This window comes from Stenotrophomonas maltophilia (assembly GCF_006974125.1).
GTDB classification, from domain to species: domain Bacteria; phylum Pseudomonadota; class Gammaproteobacteria; order Xanthomonadales; family Xanthomonadaceae; genus Stenotrophomonas; species Stenotrophomonas maltophilia_O.
On the sequence record NZ_CP037858.1, the window covers coordinates 1,199,770 to 1,215,451 of the forward strand.

General features: G+C 68.0%; 19 protein-coding genes. 9 read left to right on the forward strand and 10 right to left on the reverse strand.

All coding sequences use genetic code 11. The annotated features are described in order from the left end of the window. Positions 1-127: 127 nt before the first annotated feature. Complete coding sequence (gene mprF, locus EZ304_RS05535) at positions 128-2,692, forward strand: bifunctional lysylphosphatidylglycerol flippase/synthetase MprF (protein ID WP_142806506.1); 2,565 nt, start codon at positions 128-130, stop codon at positions 2,690-2,692. A gap of 95 nt (positions 2,693-2,787) precedes the next feature. On the opposite strand, the gene EZ304_RS05540 is transcribed toward mprF, so the two are convergent. The 4 genes from EZ304_RS05540 to EZ304_RS05555 form a co-directional block, all read right to left on the reverse strand. Continuing rightward, the gene (locus EZ304_RS05540; RefSeq protein ID WP_313770302.1) at positions 2,788-4,134 is read right to left on the reverse strand and encodes a virulence factor family protein; all 1,347 of its coding nucleotides are present in this window, start codon (positions 4,132-4,134) and stop codon (positions 2,788-2,790) included. A gap of 78 nt (positions 4,135-4,212) precedes the next feature. After that, on the reverse strand, positions 4,213-4,830 hold the full coding sequence (locus EZ304_RS05545) for a DUF998 domain-containing protein (RefSeq protein WP_142806508.1): 618 nt from the start codon (positions 4,828-4,830) through the stop codon (positions 4,213-4,215). After that, entirely contained in the window at positions 4,827-5,000 is a 174-nt protein-coding gene (locus EZ304_RS05550; RefSeq protein ID WP_088026730.1) for an oxidoreductase-like domain-containing protein, read from the reverse strand. The genes EZ304_RS05545 and EZ304_RS05550 overlap by 4 nt, the downstream gene beginning before the upstream one ends. Before the next feature lie 49 nt (positions 5,001-5,049). Next, the gene (locus tag EZ304_RS05555) at positions 5,050-5,652 is read right to left on the reverse strand and encodes an HD domain-containing protein (RefSeq protein ID WP_142806509.1); all 603 of its coding nucleotides are present in this window, start codon (positions 5,650-5,652) and stop codon (positions 5,050-5,052) included. A 239-nt stretch (positions 5,653-5,891) separates the two neighbouring features. On the opposite strand from EZ304_RS05555, the gene EZ304_RS05560 reads away from it, so the two are divergent. Continuing rightward, complete coding sequence (locus tag EZ304_RS05560) at positions 5,892-7,043, forward strand: transglutaminase-like domain-containing protein (RefSeq protein WP_142806510.1); 1,152 nt, start codon at positions 5,892-5,894, stop codon at positions 7,041-7,043. A gap of 6 nt (positions 7,044-7,049) precedes the next feature. On the opposite strand, the gene EZ304_RS05565 is transcribed toward EZ304_RS05560, so the two are convergent. After that, positions 7,050-7,385: a zinc ribbon domain-containing protein YjdM gene (locus EZ304_RS05565; protein ID WP_099552098.1), complete on the reverse strand. Its 336-nt coding sequence runs from the start codon at positions 7,383-7,385 to the stop codon at positions 7,050-7,052. A 181-nt stretch (positions 7,386-7,566) separates the two neighbouring features. On the opposite strand from EZ304_RS05565, the gene EZ304_RS05570 reads away from it, so the two are divergent. From EZ304_RS05570 to EZ304_RS05580, 3 genes are all read left to right on the forward strand, one after another. Then, positions 7,567-8,928, forward strand: coding sequence for an Hsp70 family protein (locus tag EZ304_RS05570; RefSeq protein ID WP_142806511.1), 1,362 nt, complete (start codon positions 7,567-7,569; stop codon positions 8,926-8,928). 271 nt (positions 8,929-9,199) lie between these two features. Further along, complete coding sequence (locus tag EZ304_RS05575; RefSeq protein WP_005410565.1) at positions 9,200-9,451, forward strand: YkgJ family cysteine cluster protein; 252 nt, start codon at positions 9,200-9,202, stop codon at positions 9,449-9,451. 11 nt (positions 9,452-9,462) lie between these two features. Continuing rightward, positions 9,463-9,645 carry a hypothetical protein gene (locus EZ304_RS05580; RefSeq protein WP_005410566.1) on the forward strand — a complete coding sequence of 61 codons (183 nt, stop codon included), beginning with the start codon at positions 9,463-9,465 and terminating at the stop codon, positions 9,643-9,645. Positions 9,646-9,694: 49 nt separating this feature from the next. Here the strand turns inward: EZ304_RS05580 and EZ304_RS05585 are convergent, their stop codons facing one another. From EZ304_RS05585 to EZ304_RS05595, 3 genes are read right to left on the reverse strand one after another with little or no spacing between them, the layout of a single operon-like run. Continuing rightward, the gene (locus tag EZ304_RS05585; RefSeq protein WP_142806512.1) at positions 9,695-10,576 is read right to left on the reverse strand and encodes a DUF4097 family beta strand repeat-containing protein; all 882 of its coding nucleotides are present in this window, start codon (positions 10,574-10,576) and stop codon (positions 9,695-9,697) included. Between the two features lie 10 nt (positions 10,577-10,586). Continuing rightward, on the reverse strand, positions 10,587-11,120 hold the full coding sequence (locus EZ304_RS05590; RefSeq protein ID WP_099552102.1) for a hypothetical protein: 534 nt from the start codon (positions 11,118-11,120) through the stop codon (positions 10,587-10,589). After that, positions 11,117-11,695, reverse strand: a complete 579-nt coding sequence (locus tag EZ304_RS05595; RefSeq protein ID WP_099552103.1) for an RNA polymerase sigma factor — start codon at positions 11,693-11,695, stop codon at positions 11,117-11,119. The genes EZ304_RS05590 and EZ304_RS05595 overlap by 4 nt, the downstream gene beginning before the upstream one ends. 126 nt (positions 11,696-11,821) lie before the next feature. On the opposite strand from EZ304_RS05595, the gene EZ304_RS05600 reads away from it, so the two are divergent. Together EZ304_RS05600 and EZ304_RS05605 are read left to right on the forward strand one after the other, a co-directional pair. Then, positions 11,822-12,001, forward strand: coding sequence for a hypothetical protein (locus EZ304_RS05600; protein ID WP_142806513.1), 180 nt, complete (start codon positions 11,822-11,824; stop codon positions 11,999-12,001). 36 nt (positions 12,002-12,037) lie between these two features. Continuing rightward, on the forward strand, positions 12,038-12,631 hold the full coding sequence (locus tag EZ304_RS05605) for a mechanosensitive ion channel family protein (protein WP_134528567.1): 594 nt from the start codon (positions 12,038-12,040) through the stop codon (positions 12,629-12,631). A 648-nt stretch (positions 12,632-13,279) separates the two neighbouring features. Here the strand turns inward: EZ304_RS05605 and EZ304_RS05615 are convergent. Together EZ304_RS05615 and EZ304_RS05620 are read right to left on the reverse strand one after the other, a co-directional pair. After that, positions 13,280-13,546 carry a DksA/TraR family C4-type zinc finger protein gene (locus EZ304_RS05615; RefSeq protein ID WP_142806515.1) on the reverse strand — a complete coding sequence of 89 codons (267 nt, stop codon included), beginning with the start codon at positions 13,544-13,546 and terminating at the stop codon, positions 13,280-13,282. 170 nt (positions 13,547-13,716) lie between these two features. Then, entirely contained in the window at positions 13,717-14,274 is a 558-nt protein-coding gene (locus EZ304_RS05620) for a DUF2058 domain-containing protein (protein ID WP_099552106.1), read from the reverse strand. 62 nt (positions 14,275-14,336) lie between these two features. Between EZ304_RS05620 and EZ304_RS05625 the strand changes: the two genes are divergently transcribed. Together EZ304_RS05625 and EZ304_RS05630 are read left to right on the forward strand one after the other, a co-directional pair. Then, positions 14,337-14,837 carry a M48 metallopeptidase family protein gene (locus EZ304_RS05625; RefSeq protein WP_010482861.1) on the forward strand — a complete coding sequence of 167 codons (501 nt, stop codon included), beginning with the start codon at positions 14,337-14,339 and terminating at the stop codon, positions 14,835-14,837. Positions 14,838-14,884: 47 nt separating this feature from the next. Continuing rightward, on the forward strand, positions 14,885-15,583 hold the full coding sequence (locus EZ304_RS05630; RefSeq protein WP_099603914.1) for an RNA pseudouridine synthase: 699 nt from the start codon (positions 14,885-14,887) through the stop codon (positions 15,581-15,583). Positions 15,584-15,682: the final 99 nt, after the last annotated feature.

Genomic DNA, 15,682 nt, shown 5'->3' on the forward strand with positions numbered 1-15,682 from the left:
GCAGCCATCCACGCACGGGCACTACCGGCTTCCGACAGCGGCGCTGGTCAAATGCCAGCGACAGGCGCACGATGCGCCACGGCTGCATTGACACCGCCCTCGCCCTCCCTGACGCACGCTTGCGCCGATGACCGAAACCACCGACCCCGCCACCGCTCCCTCCACCCCGGCATGGAAGCGGGTCCTCACCATCGTCGTCCCGCTGCTGATCCTTGCGCTGGCGCTGCACGGCCTGGCCAACGAGTTCGATGAGAACGGCTACCGCGCCATCCGCCATGCCTTCCACCAGCTCAGTGGCGCGCAGATCGCACTTACTGTCGTGCTGGGCCTGGCCAGCTATGCCTGCCTGATCGGCTTCGATGCCATCGGCCTGCGCCGCAGCGGCATCCGCGTGCATCCGGCGCGCATCGGCATTACGGCGTTCCTTGCACACACGCTTGGCCAGACCGTGGGCTTTGCCGCGCTGACCGGCGGTGCGGTGCGCCTGCGCGGCTATCGCACCGCCGGCCTGGACCTGGCGCAGATCGGCCAGGTCGTGCTGATGAGCACGCTCGGCTTCGTGTTCGGTGCCTGGCTGCTGATCAGCGTGGCACTGTGCATGGAGTCGGCGGCCGCGGCACTTGCACTGCCGCTGGACCCGGATGCGGTGCGCGTGGTCGGCATCGTCGCGCTGCTGGCCTATGCGGCCACCCTGCTGCTGGTCGGCCGCGATGGGCGTCAGTTCAGCGTGCTCGGCCATGCGCTGTGGCTGCCCGACCGACGCACCATGATCGGCGTCACCGTGCTCAGCGTGATCGAGCTGGTGCTGGCCAGCGCCGCGTTCTATGTGTTGCTGCCGGATTCGACGCCGACCGGCCTGCCCGGCTTCGTTGGCCTGTACCTGGTCGCGGTGCTGGCCGGACTGGTGTCGACCGTGCCCGCCGGCCTCGGCGTGTTCGAATGGAGCCTGCTGAAGCTGCTGCCACAGGTCGCACCAGCTGCGGTGCTGGCTGCGGCGTTGATCTACCGCGTCACCTACTACGTGCTGCCGCTGCTGCTGGCCACCCTGCTGGCACTGGCGCCGGCGCTGCGGCAACCGCTGCAGGCCAGTGCCGGGGCAACCCGTGCCGGCTGGAACGCACTGCGGCCGTGGCTTCCGCAGATCATCGCGCTGGCGGTGTTCAGCATCGGTGCTGCACTGGTCATCGACGGCACATTGCCCACGCCGCGCCGCCACCTGCTCAACGCATCACTGCCGATCCTGGAGACCTCCCATCTGATCGGCAGCCTCAGCGGCGTCGCCCTGTTGCTGATCGGCCAGGGCCTGGCCCGGCGCAGCCATGCCGCGTGGATGCTGGCGATGGCCGTGTGCGTGATCACCCCGTTGCCACTGTGGCTGCGCGGTGGCCAACCGTTGATCGCGGTCTCCGCCCTGCTGGTGGCGATGGCGCTGTGGGCTGCGCGCCGCGAGTTCTATCGCCAGGGCGCGCTGCTGGATGAAGCATGGTCGTGGCCATGGCTGCGCAACCTCGGCCTGGTGCTGGTGGCGGTCACCTGGCTGTTGTTCTTCACCTACAGCCATGTCGAATACCAGAACGAGCTGTGGTGGCAGTTTGCGATATCCGGCAACGCACCGCGTGCGCTGCGCGCCCTGCTGGTGGTCGCCATTGCACTGGTGATGTTCGGCCTGGCGCGGCTGCTGCACAGCACCCGCAGCCCGCTGCCACCGGCCGACGAAGCCACGTTGCGGTCACTGGCCCCGGTCCTGGCCGGTGCCACCGACACCCAGGCCTGCCTGGTGCTGACCGCCGACAAGGCGGTGCTGCGCGATGACGCCAAGCAGGGCTTCGTGATGATGCAGCGCTACGGCGGATCGCTGATCGCGATGGGCGATCCGGTCGGCCCGCCCGAGGTCGCGCGCGCGCTGATCTGGCGCTTCCGCGAGGAAGCCGACCGGCTCGGCCTGCGCCCCGTGTTCTACCAGATCGGCGAGACTTACTGGCAGACCTATCTCGACCTTGGCCTGGGCCTGGTCAAGCTGGGCGAGGAAGCGATCGTGCCACTGCACGACTTCGGCCTGGAAGGCCGCGAACGCGCCGACCTTCGCCAGGCCTGGAACCGTGGCAAGCGCGGGGGCCTGACGTTCCGCGTGGCACCGGTGGAAGGGGTTCCCAGCCTGCTTCCGCGCCTGCACGCGATCTCCAACGCGTGGCTGGAAGACAAGGCCGGCGACGAGAAGGGGTTCTCGCTGGGCAGCTACGATCCCGATTACCTGGCGCGCTTCCCGGTGGCACTGGTCGAAGCCGAGGGCCAGATCGTGGCATTCGCCAACCTGTGGCAGGCCCCGGCCGGTGCCGAGCTGTCGGTGGACCTCATGCGCCACGTCAACGAGGCACCGAAGGGCACGATGGACTTCCTGTTCATCGAGCTGTTCCTGTGGGGACGCGCGCAGGGCTATGCGCGCTTCTCGCTGGGCATGGCGCCGCTGTCCGGGCTGGCCCAGCATCGCCTGGCAGGGCGCTGGAACCGGCTGGCCGGCCTGCTGGCACGGCATGGCGAACGCTTCTATGGCTTCAGTGGCCTGCGCCGCTTCAAGTCGAAGTTCGACCCTCAGTGGCGGCCGCGCTATCTCGCCGCACCTGGCGGCATGCACCTGCCGGCTGCGCTGCTGGATGCCACGCGTTTGATCTCGCTGGACCCGCGGCGGAACTGACGCCCCGCACCACCCGGTAGGTGTCGACCTTGGTCGACACGCCAGCGCCGACCAAGGTCGGCATCTACCAACACGCTGGCCAGCGTGGCCCGGCGCTACGCGCCGCCCTTGAGGATCACTTCGGCCAGGCGGTCGTAATCACCATTGAAGTGATGGTCGCCCGGCAGCTTCACCTTCTGCACGCCGTCGCTGGCCGGCAGGTCCGGGCACAGCGCGTCGTCATCCTTGTCGCCATACACGCAGAGGGTCTTCGCCGCCGGCAGCTTCGCCACTTCCGGCGCGATCGGCAGGCCGTCGCCGCCGCCACCCAGCCAGTTGCTGACATGGAATTCGAAGTCCGCCTTCCTGCCCACCGACAGCAGCACGATACGGTCCAGCGCCTCGCGGGTGCCGGCATCAAGCTGGTTGATGGTGGCCGGCAGCACGTCGGCACCCTGCGAGAAACCGATCAGCATCACCTTGTCGCGATGCCACTGCTGGCGGTAGTGATCGATGATCTTCTGCAGGTCAGTGGCGAAGCCCTTCGGCGTGCGCTCGCTCCAGAAGTAGCGCAGCGAGTCGATGCCGATCACGGCCACGCCATGTTCGTTGAGCGACGATGCCACGTCCTTGTCCAGGCCGGCCCAGCCGCCATCGCCGGAAACGAACACGGCCAACGTGTCGCCATTGCCGGCAGCGGGCACCTCCACTACGGGCAGGCCCTTCAGCGCGGCCGGGGGCGGTGCCAGGCTGACGCCCACCTGCGCGCCCATCACCCGCGCCGCCGCCACCAGGCCCGGTGAAGCATCGCCGCGTGCGGTGCGCTTGAACTCGCGCGCCACCGCCACCTGCTGCACGAAGCGGCTGGCCTCGCCAACCTTGCAGCCATGGTCGCCGGCGGCGCTCAGCCACGGGAAATTCAACTCGGCAGGCTGCAGCTTGTTGTGCTTCACACCGTCGCCACAGACCATGCGTTCGTGGCTGTGGTCCGGGCAGAAGCCGGTGGTCAGCAGGCCGGCGAACACCTGGGTGTCGGCTTGCGCGGCCAGCGTGTAGGCCATCTCGGCGCCTTCGCCATCACCACCGACCAGCGGCAGGTGGTAGCCGGGCAGATGCAGGGAGGCCTGCAACCAGCGCGAGAAGTTCTCGACGTCGCCGGAACCGAACGAACAGGTCGGATCACCCTCGCGCTTGAGCACGCTGCGCAGGTGCGCGATGTCCACGGCAGCGACCATCGCGCCATCGGCACGCAGGGCCTCGATCGGAAGGCGGCTGGTATCACCACCGGCGGTCGGTTCATGGAACCAGATCACCACCCGCTGCGGCGTGCCGGCCGGCAGGTGCACCGGAATCTGCTCGAACCGCCCGTGGCTGAACTGCTGCACGTTGGCCGCCGCCATTGCCGGCAGCGCTGCCAGCGCCAGAACCACACCCATTGCCCTGCCCAGCCCTGCACGCTTCATATCGCATCCCCGATGGAATGCGCACACGATACGCCGCCGCCGCGTGCACGGCACGTACCGGCGCAGGCCGTTGGGGATTCAGTGGGCCGCGGTACGGCGACCGCGCTGGTACAACGCCAGCGCCAGGTACAACAGCCAGCCCACGATCACCACGATCACAGCCTTCTGGCCCAGCCCGCGTGGCGGACCGCCGCGCCACAGTACGTGCAGCCACAACAGCACGAAGGCCAGCCAGGCCCAGCCCCAGAGCAGGCCGGCGGCAGACTGCCAGCCCGGTTCGCGGCGCAGGTACCAGGCCTGCAGCAGCATGCCGACGCTGGCGCAGAGGAATGCGGTGTTGGCCGCCACCCCATGGATGAACGGCGCCAGCAGTGGCGTGGCGTCGGGCAGCCAGCTGTCACCGATGGCGACCGTCGCCAGCCCCAGTGCGGAGACAGTGAACAACAGCGGCGCCGCCGCGCTGCGCCGTGGGCCGATGCTGCCGCGATACAGCGCAATGCCAAGCACCGCGATGGCCAGCGCCAGCAGGCAGTACGCAGCGCGCAGCACCAACCCCCACGGCCCGTGCAGGTAGAGGCTGAGCGTGGCCCGCACCCAGTCCAGATCGCTGCGTGCGAACTGGGTCCACAGCGCTGTGGCGGCGAACAGCAGCAACGCCACCAGTGCCAGCACTGCCGCCGGGCGTGCACGGCTCATGGCGCTGCCTCCGGATGCCGTGCCTTCCATTCGGCCAGCGCCTTGCGATAGCGCTGCAGCTCATCGGCATACAGATCCAGCACGCACAGCGGACAGCCGCTGCCACAGCACTCGTTGGGACCGGGCTCTTCGGGGGGCAGCGGGCGGGGATCGGGATCAGGGACGGACACAGTCGGAAGCGACAATCGGTGGAAGCAGGCCCCAGTGTACCGGGCTGGCTCAGCGGGCCAGCTGTCGGCGCAGGTTTTCCCGCGCGGCTGCGTCCAGGCGCTGGTGGAAGAAGTCACTGAGGAAGATGCGCGGCGCCCGCAGCAGCCCCTGCAGGAAACGGCGACGCCCGGCGCGGTACAGGAAGCCCGGCACGACCCCCTTGTACTCTTCGGCCACGCCACGATCGTAAGCAGCGAACACCGGCTCGGGCGCTGCCAGGATCGCCATGTCGCAGTCCAGGAACAGCGCGGCCTCGGCATCAACGTCGTCCGGGCCCAGATCACCATGACGGGCGGTCAGCAGGATCAACTGCTCGACCCGCGCGGCGTCGACGCCGGCCAGTTCCGGGGCCCCTGCGATCGCCTGCAGGGCCAGCGCCGCCGAACGCGCTTCGTTGTCCTTGCGCCCCGCCACATAGATCGCGTCATGGTAGAGCACGGCCAGGTACACCTCGGCGGGCCCCTGCCAGCCCGGGCCGTCAGCCACGTCCTGGCAGTGCTGCAGCACCGCGCGTACGTGTCCGAAGTGGTGGTAGGCGCGGGGCGGCGTTGCGTAGCTGTCCTGCAGCGCCTGCCACTGCGCTGGCGCCAGCGTCAGCGGAGAGAAATCCATACCCGGATCATCCCGCCTGCGCTGCCCTGCGGCAAGCTGGTGGTTTTTTCACCATGCACTCACAACGCTTGCCCGGTGAGGCCTGGACCCGGTTGTCCACAGCTTTGTCGAGCGCTGGTCCACATCGGTTGTGGATGAATCAGGGTGCCGCCACGCGCCGACCAACGGTCACTGCAGCGCGCCGCCGCCGGGTCTACACTCGCTGCAGGCGGGAGCGCCCGCCGCTGCCGGGAACTGTCATGTACCGCCCTGCCGCCCACATCTTCGTCGTGGCCCTGGCCGCCTTGATGGCCGCGCCACTCTGCGCACAGGACCGCCCGCGCACCGATGCAATCCCGCCCATCGGAAGCATCACCCCGGCGGAAATTCCCTCACCGGAACAGGTCTTTGCGATTCCTCCCGCAATGCGCGCGATGCTGCAGGCGCAGGTGATGGACCGCAGTTCATCGCGCGAGCAGCGGCTGCAGGCGCTGGTGGAAATGATCTTCGGCCGGCAGGGACTGGACCTGCAGTACGACGCGAACGCAACCTACACCGTGGGCGAAGTCTGGCAGCAGCGCCGCGCCAATTGCCTGGCCTTCACGCTGATGTTCGTGGCACTGGCGCGCGAGGCTGGCATCCAGGCCCGCGTGCAGGAAGTCGGCCAGGTCGTGTCCTGGTACCAGGACCAGGACGCCGGTGTGGTCTACAGCGTGGGCCACGTCAACGCGGGCGTGGAGATCGCGGGGCGTTACGCCACGGTCGACCTCGATCGCAACGTGCTCTACGACCGCCACGGCCCGCAGCCGGTCAGCCGCGCGCGTGCACTGGCCCACTTCTACAACAATCGTGGTGCCGAGCGCATGGCCGAAGGAGACCTCGTCGGCGCCCGCGCGTTCTTCGATGCCTCGGTCGTGCAGGATCGCGCGTTCCCCTCGGTCTGGAACAACCTGGGCGTGCTCGACAACCGTGAGGGCAACACCGATGCGGCGCGGCAGGCACTGGACCGCGCCCTGCGCCTGGACGGCCGCCAGGATGCGGCGCTGACCAACGCCAGCGCGCTGTACCGGCGGCTGGGGCTGGATGCGCAGGCCAATGCACTGGCGCGCCGCCTGGCATCGGTGCAGCGCGAGGATCCGTTCGCGCAGTACATGCTGGGCACGCAGGCCGAACAGGCCGGAAAGCTGGCCGAAGCCATCCGCTATTACCGGCAGGCCGTGCGCCTGTATGACACCGCGCACCAGTTCCACTTCGGGCTGGCGCGCGTGTATTTCCTGTCCGGCCAGCTCGAGCGCGCCGACCGTGAACTGACCCGCGCGCGGCTGCTCGGCGGTGCACCGGAGCAGGCACGCTACCAGGCCAAGCTGGACAGCCTGGCCCGCTGGCGCGCGCAGCAGCAGGCCAGGCGCTGAGACCGATCAGGCCTTCTTGAGGAAGCAGGTCTTCAGGACCAGGCCCTTGATCTTGTCCGAGTTGCCTTCGATGTGCTCGGCATCATCGTCAACCAGGCGGATGTTGCGGATCACGGTGCCCTGCTTGAGCGGGATCGAAGACCCCTTCACCTTCAGGTCCTTGATCACGGTGACGGTGTCGCCGGCCTGCAGGGTATTGCCGTTGCTGTCACGCACGACCAGGGTCGAACCGGCGCTTTCCTCGGCGGTCCATTCGAAACCGCAATCGGCGCAGATCCACAGCGCGCCATCGGCATAGGTGTTTTCCAGGGTGCACTGCGGGCAGGCGGGAACAGACGACATCGGCAAGTACCTCCAAGTGAATCAACAGCCGCCATTGTAACCGGCTGGCTTCCCTGCCCCTTTTCCGGACAGGCTCCGGGCTGGCCACTGGACCCGAACCAGAACAGCACGCCCCTGGAACTTGCAGTCGGCGGCGAACTGCAGCAGAGTGCGCGGCCCCTGACCGCCCCCGGAACTCCCCATGCGCCTCGGCATCGACTTCGGTACCAGCAACTCCGCCGCCGCCATCGTGCATGAGGGGAAACTGCTGCCGATCCGCTTCGGCGATGCCGAGCAGTTCCGCACCAGCGTTTATTTCCCAGGCGTGGTGCCCGATCCGGACGACTTCCAGCTCGATGACGGCCAGGAGCACCAGCTGCAGCAGATGATCGACAGCGCCGCGCGCGCGGCCCGTGCCGCCGGCCAGGAACGCACGCCACAGGCACTGCGCCGGGAAGCCCTGCGCGCACTGCGCCGGGAATGGATGGAGGCCCGTGCCGGCAAGGAACGCAGCGCCAGCGACCTGCTGCAGAACGCAGTCTACGGCGACGAAGCGCTGGAAGCCTATTTCGAGGAACACGAAGGCAACCTGGTGCAGAGCCCGAAGTCGATGCTGGGCTACAACCTGCACCCGCGCGCCAAGCAGACCATCACCGGCATCGCCGCGCACATCCTCGAGCACATCCGCCTGACCGCCAGCGCCCAGCTCGGCCAACCACTGCGCTCGGCCCTGCTCGGGCGCCCGGTGCAGTTCCGCAGCTCGATCGGCGCGGCCGGCAATGACCAGGCGCTGGACATCCTGCGCGAGGCTGCCACCCAGGCCGGCTTCGACCAGATCGATTTCCTCGAAGAACCCGCGGCGGCGGCCATGCACTACCACGCCGAAAGCCGCGAGCGGCACCAGGCGGTGATCGTCGACATCGGCGGCGGTACCACCGATATCGCGCATGCCGAAGTCGGCGGAAACGACGCCCCGCGCATCCACCGCGCCTGGGGTATCGCCCGCGGCGGTACCGACATCGACCTGGCCCTGAGCCTGTCCAGCTACATGCCGCTGTTCGGCCGCGGCATCACCCGCGTGCCCGCCCACCACTACGTGGAAGCGGCCACCGTGCAGGACATGACCCGCCAGCGCGACTTCCGCCAGCACAAGTACGACCATGTCGACGACCCGTGGGGCACGCGCCTGCAGGCCCTGCAGGACACCGGCAATACCGCCCGCCTGTACCGCGACGTCGAGCGCGCCAAGATCGCCCTCAGCGCCGCCAGCGAGCATCGGAGCACGCTGGACTACATCGCCCGCGACCTGCATGCCGACAGCAGCGCCGATGGCCTGGCCGGCGCCGCCCATGGCTACCTGGAGCAGATCCGCGAGCTGCTGGCCCAGGTCCGCAGCGACATCGGCGGCGACCCGGATGCGGTGTTCCTGACCGGCGGCATGTCCCGTGCCGGCTACCTGCGCCAAGCCGTGGCCGAGGCCTTCCCGGGCGCCCGCATGGTCCACGGCGAACCCTCGCTGGGCGTGGTCCAGGGCCTTGCGCTGGCGGCAGCCAGCCAGGATTAACAAAACGTTACGCGGTCTAAGTTACTCTTGGTCGGCTAGAACCCCGCTGCACCTTCCACCGGCCACGCCGGTGTGTGTTCACAGTGCAGCCTGGCCCGCCCTGCGGGCCTAGCGGCCATGCCTTCCTGGCTCGTTCATGGTCCGCGCAGCACCTGAGCCGCCATCGAGACCCGCTTTGGGCACCCGCCAGGCCCCTGTGGCCTTACAACCTGACGCAACACCTGCACCCGTCGACTGCCGCCGTTGTGACGCGGTCTGTTGCCGGCTGCCCGTGCTGCTGCAGCCCGGCGACCACGTGCCTGGCCAGTTCCTGTCACGCGACACCCACGGCCGTGCCGTGATGGCGCGCAACGAGGAAGGCTGGTGCGCGGCGATCGATCCCTATCACCTGCGCTGCACGATCTATTCGCAGCGCCCGGCGATCTGCCGCCAGTTTTCGATGGGCGGCGATGACTGCCGCCGCGAGCGGCAGGACTACCTGCGCCAGGCCGACGCCTGGGCGCTTTCCTCCCCTTCCACCTGACAGGAGCAACCATGCCCCGCAAGGCAAAGACCCCCGCGAAGGCCAGCAACAGCATCCGCAGCGAACGCAAGGGCGCGGCCGCCAGCACCGTGGTCAGCAGCGATTCGATCGCTTCGGACCTGGCAGCGTTCCGCAAGGCCGGTGGCAAGATCGAAGTCCTCGGCACCACCTGGGCGCTGAAGAAAGCCAGCTGACCCAGTACTGACCGCGGCGGCGCTGCCGCCGCGGCCTGCCGGACCGTGCTCAGCGGTCCAGCCGCACCCGCACACTGCCCGAATGCGACTGGATGCGGATGTCTCCATCACCGCCGCCCAGACGCGTATCGAGATGGCTGCCCGGCCCATAGCGCGGCCGCTCCACCTGACCGGCATCGCTGTTGATCGAGCCGCTGAAGCTGTTCACCGACAGCTGTGCCGACACCGTGCGCGGCAGGCTCAGCGTGACCGAGGCACTGACCGATTCGACATTGACGCGGCCGCCGGGCGCCAATCCGGCTGCTGCCAGGTCGATGCTGCCCGAGACGGTCTCCACCGCCAGCCGCTGCACGCGCCCGGCGTCGACCTCGACCCGTCCGGATACCGTCTGCGCACCGATATCACCGGACACGCCGCCGCCGGCCTCGATCCGGCCACTGACGGTGTTCACATCCAGTTTTGGCGTCTGCAGGCGTGCGCTGACGCTGCCACTGACCGTGTTGAGCTTGCTGTCACCACTGCGGCCAGATGCGCTCAGGCTGCCGCTGACCGTGTCGGCCTGCAGCCGTCGCACGTCGATGCCGCTGATGTCCTGGCTGGCGCTGACCGTGCTCAGCAACAGCTCCACCGAGCGCGGCACGTTCAGCACCAGCGTGGCCCCACCGTTGTTGTTGCGGCGCGGGTATTCGATCTCCCAGCGCACGCGGTTGGCGCTTTTCTCCTGCCGCAGCTGCAGGCCGTCGCTGAGCGTGCCGGTGAGCTGCACGTCATTGCGGTCCCAACCACGCACGGTCACCTTGCCGGCGACGTTGCTCAGCTCGATGCGACCGCCCGCGGCCAGGGTATGCCGCTCGTCGATGCGGGTGTCGGCCAGCGCCACGGCAGGGGCCAGCAGCAGCGCGACACAGCAGGAAATCAGGGTTCGGGTCATGGCAGTCTCCTCAGGTCGTCAAGCCGGACTCGGCGGCATAGGCCGCCTGCCGGGTCAGTTCCAGCCGCAGCGTGTAGGTACGCTTGAGCTGGCCAAGCAGGTGCGGCGCACGCGGGTCCTGCGCCAGGGCGGCACGGATCTGCGCCGCGCTTTCATCCAGTTCATGCAGGGCCGGCTGCCATTCCGGCGCCCGGCCATCGGGCAGCGCGGCCACGGCCTGCTGGTACTGCTCGGTCATCGCCGCGGCCTGCAGCTGCAGGGCGGACGGCACCGGCGTGTCCAGCTGCGCATGCCGCCACGGCGCCACCGCATACACTGCCAGGCTGGCTGCCAGCGCAGCCCCCACCGGCAGCCACCAGCGGCGTCGCGAACGCGCAGGCAGGGCCACCACGTTGTCCGCTGGCGCAGGTGCTGCCTGCGGTTCACGCGGTGGCAGCCGGGCGGACAGACGCGCCCAGCCATCGGCGGGTACATCGCGCTCGTTTGGCAGCGCGCGCAGCCGGGCCAGCAGGTCGTGATCGGAATCGTGTTCGTGCGTACTCATGTCATGTCTCCCAGCCGTGCGCGCAACAGGCCGCGCGCACGATGCAACTGTGCCTTGGAACTGCCGACAGCCATCTGCAGTTGTTCGGCGATTTCCTGGTGTTTCCAGCCCTCGATGTCGTGCAGTACCAGTACCGCACGCGCCCGTGGTGGCAGTGTCGACAGCGCGCGCTCAAGATCGCGCTCGGTGCCGGCACAACGGTCATGCACCGCCAGTTCCTGCAGGCCGCCGTCGATATCATCGAGGCTGTCGTGGTCCTGCCCGGCAGCCCGGCCGCGCAACTCCATCAGCGCGGCGTTGACGCCCAGCCGATGCAGCCAGGTGGACAGGCTGCTCTCGAAACGGAACCCTGGTAGTGCTTTCCAGGCCTGCAGGAAGGCCTCCTGCAGCGCATCCTCGGCACGTGCCTGCTGGCCGCCACACAACCGCCACAGGACAGCGAATACACGCGGCGCGTGACGCCGGTACAGCAGTTCGTAGGCAGCGGTGTCGCCCGCAGCCGCCGCCCGCACCAGAGCGGGTTCGTCGACGGCGTCGTTGGCGGCAGGCAGCGCGGGCATGGTGGTGTCGAGCATATCGCTTGGATGCGGCGACCCGGAAAAAGGTTTAGAGCCGATCGACGACCGATGCCATGCAACCTTTTCGACGGCTGCTGCATCCATGGAAGGTCCTTCGCGAAATTGCCGTCCAGGAGTTGTGCCATGTCCAGCCCATCCTGCGCCGCCCTGCTGGTGATCACCGCCTGCGTACTGCTGCAGGCATTGGGCCTGTCCTTGCAGCTGCGTCCAGAAAACGGCCGCACCTGCTTGCAGCAGCACCGCCAGGAGCTGGTCTGTCTGGCCTGGACTCCGGCGGTCGAATCCACTGCACGCGCCGGGTAACATCGAAGGCCGTTATTGCCACCTGTCGTCGCCCCCATGATGTTGTCGCTGAAGGATCACCTGCCGGCCTGGACCCACCCTTGGCTCCACGACGCGGGCATCGCCGTGAAGATCCTGCTCACCCTGCTGGCCGCGTGGCTGCTGCGGATGCTGGCACGGCGCTTGATCCGCCGCTTCGCCGAGCACTACACGCTGCCGCCGGAGATGGCGATGGGTGCGCGCCGGATCAGCAGCTTCGTGGTCTATTTCAGCGCAGTGCTGTACATCCTCAGCCTGCTCGGCGCATCGCCGTCGGTACTGTGGACCGCGTTCACCGGCTTCGCGGCCGTGGGCGCAGTGGCCTTCTTCGCGGCCTGGAGCGTGCTGTCCAACATCTTCTGCACGCTGCTGATCTTCACCACCCGCCCGTTCCGCCTGCATGACTACATCGAGGTGCTGGAGAACGGCGAGAAGCCGGGCCTGAAGGGGCGGGTGATCGACGTGAACCTGATCTACACCACGCTGCAGGAAACCGGCGACGGACACGAAGGCACGGTGCTGCAGCTGCCGAACAACCTGTTCTTCCAGCGCACGGTGCGGCGCTGGCGCGACCCGGCACAGGCTCCCGGTGGCATCCAGGGCGACGGCTGAGGGTGGTTTTCGGCAGGGCTGCGCCCTGCACCCGCTACGAGCTGGAGCAACAGCACCAGCAACAGCCGAAGCAACGGCAAAAGCTGGCTTCCTGCGGGATGGCGGGATGGGTCCGGTGGCGGGAGACGCCGTAAACCCGTCCATGGGGGCTTGGCCGCGGCATCCATGCCGCGGACACTCCCGCCACCGGACCCACCCCGCCTTCGACAGATTTCCGCGATCTGCCGGAACAACGCATTGCCCTGGTGGGTGTCGACCTTGGTCGACACGGTGGATCCACGCCATGCGTGGATGACTCATTCGATATCTGACAGATGTGTCGACCAAGGTCGACACCTACCAGCAGCCGCTGTAGAGCCGAGCCATGCTCGGCTCAAATCGTTCCGATATCGAAATTTTCGATTTCAATGGAGACTTATCCACACACGGTGGAATCTACCCGATCGCGGAAATCTGTCAGAGGCGGGGCGGTGTCGGCTTGCGGGGTGTCAGCCGCATGGATGCGGCTGCCAAGCCTACAAGGACGTACTTGCGGCGTCCCCGCAATCCGACACCGCCCCGCCACCCCACGGAACGCCAGCTCTTGCCGTTGCTCAGGCTTGAAGGCTTCGGCAGGTGCAGGGCGCAGCCCTGCAATAAAACACCCCTTTACCTCAGCTGGCTGTCCTTGCTGCCACGCCAGTTGTAGCCGGCATGCGCCTGTTCTTCGTCGTCATGCGCCTGCTGGCACGCCACGCACAGTCGAACACCAGGCACAGCCTGACGCCGCGCCAACGGAATCGGCGCGTCGCATTCCTCACAATGTTCCAGACCCGGGCCCTCGCGCAGCTGGCGCCGCGCGCGGGCAATCGCATCGTCGACGGTGGCGTCGATCTGGTCCTGGACCGCGCCGTCTCCCGCCCAACCGGTGGCCATGGCCATCCTCCGCAGGTGTGTCGCCTGATATGGGGACGATACACCCGCGCACAAAGGAGCAGACCTGTGTTGAGCCGAGCCATGCCCGGCTGATCTTCAGCAAGATGAGCAGAACATGGAGGGTTTCAATCAAGCCGATTGCGGCTTAATCCCCTCCGTCCCCTTTTTGCTTACCAGACCAGGTCGTCGGGTACCTGGAACTGGGCGTAGTAGGCGTCGTCCTCGGCGTTGCCGGTGGAGATCTCGGCAGTCGAGCCCGGCTGGCCGTGGTCAACGATGATCGCTTCGGGCGCGCGCTCACGCACCTTTTCGGCGGCGGCACGCGGCAACAGGGCGTAACCGTCGCCGTGGGCAACGATGACCAGTACGCCGACCGACAGCGCCTTGCGCAGCTTGGGGTCGATCAGCAGGGTGCGGATCGCCGCGCCATCGCTGAAGCGATACTCGTCGTCGCCCTTGTGGGGCACGGCATGGGCGGTGATGATCTGCCGGGCCTGGGCCTTCTGTTCAGCCAGCTTGGCCTGGGCGTTGCGCTCGGCGGCCAGCGCGCGGTCGCGCTCGACCTTCTCGGCGCGGGCCCGTTCAGCCTCGCGCTGGACCTCGGCCGAGGTCGATTCGGCCTTGCCCTGGCGGGCCTTGGCCTGCGCGCTCGCGGCAGCGCTGGCCTGCGACTTCTTGGCCAGGCCGGCCTTGAGCAATTGTTCCTGCAGCGCGTTGGGCTTTGCCATGGTCGATGCATACCGCGTGTAATCTTGGATGCCCCATTCTACCGACGCCCCGCCGCCCCTGCATGGCAGTCCTGAAGTACCTCACCGGCTATCCCGAACCCCTGGTCGCCCAGGTCAGTGACCTGCTGGCGCAGGGCAAGCTCGGCCCCTGGCTGCAGCAGCGCTATCCCGACCCGCACGAGGTGCGCAGCGATCGCCAGCTGTACGACTACACCCAGGACCTGAAGGACCGCTACCTGCGCAAGTCGGTGCCGCTCAACAAGGTCTGCTACGACAACACGCTGGAAGTGATCAAGCACGCGCTGGGTACCCATACCGCCATCTCCCGCGTCCACGGCGGCCGCCTCAAGGCCAGCCGTGAGATCCGCATCGCGACCGTGTTCCGCCAGGCGCCGGCAGCGTTCCTGCGCATGATCGTGGTGCATGAGCTGGCCCACCTGAAGGAAGCCGACCACAACAAGGCCTTCTACCAGCTGTGCCAGCACATGGAGCCGGACTACCTGCAGCTGGAGTTCGATACCCGCCTGTACCTGACCGAGCTGGCCAACCGCGGCCAGCGCTGACCGGCCGCAGCAGCTACACTGCGCGCCCCCTGCCTGACCTTTCCGCCATGGAACCGATCCGTCTCGACAAACGCCTGTCCGCCCTGCTCGGCATCCCGCGCGGCGAAGCGCGACGCTACATCGAAGGCGGCTGGGTCACGGTCAACGGCGAGGTGGTGGAACAGCCGCAGCGCCCGGTCGATGACAGCGCCGAGATTGTGGTGGCCGAGCAGGCCAGCGATGAAAAGGCCGAGCGCGTCAGCATGCTGCTGCACAAGCCGGCCGGCGTTGCCGCTGAGACCCTGTGTGCGCTGGTCAGCAGTGACAGCCGCAGCGAACTTGATGCCAGCGACATCCGTCCGCTGCAGCGCCATTTCCACGGCCTGCAGCTGGCCGCCTCGCTTCCGGCCAGCGACAGCGGCCTGGTGGTGGTCAGCCAGGATCCGGCCACGCTGGCCCATCTGCAGCGCAATCTGGGCCGCACCGAACAGGAATACCTGATCGAAGTGGCCGAAGGCGGTCCCGAGCGCGGCCCGTGGTTGATGGCGCGGCTGCAGCAGGAATCGGGCGGCGCCAAGGTCAGCTGGCAGAGCGAGCAGCGCCTGCGCTTCGCGGGCAAGGGCCTGACGGCCAAGGGCCTGCGCGTGGCGGTCACCGCTGCCGGCCTGCAGGTGACGGCCGTGCGTCGGCTGCGTATTGGCCGCGTGGCACTGGGACCGCTGCCTGCGGGGCAGTGGCGTTACCTGGGCAGCGACGAGCGGTTCTGACCGCGAAGCCCCTGTCATCCACGCATGGCGTGACGTTGTCTGAAGAAGCCATCCACGCATGGCGTGGATCTACGGCGATGGGCCTGTTGGCTTTCATCC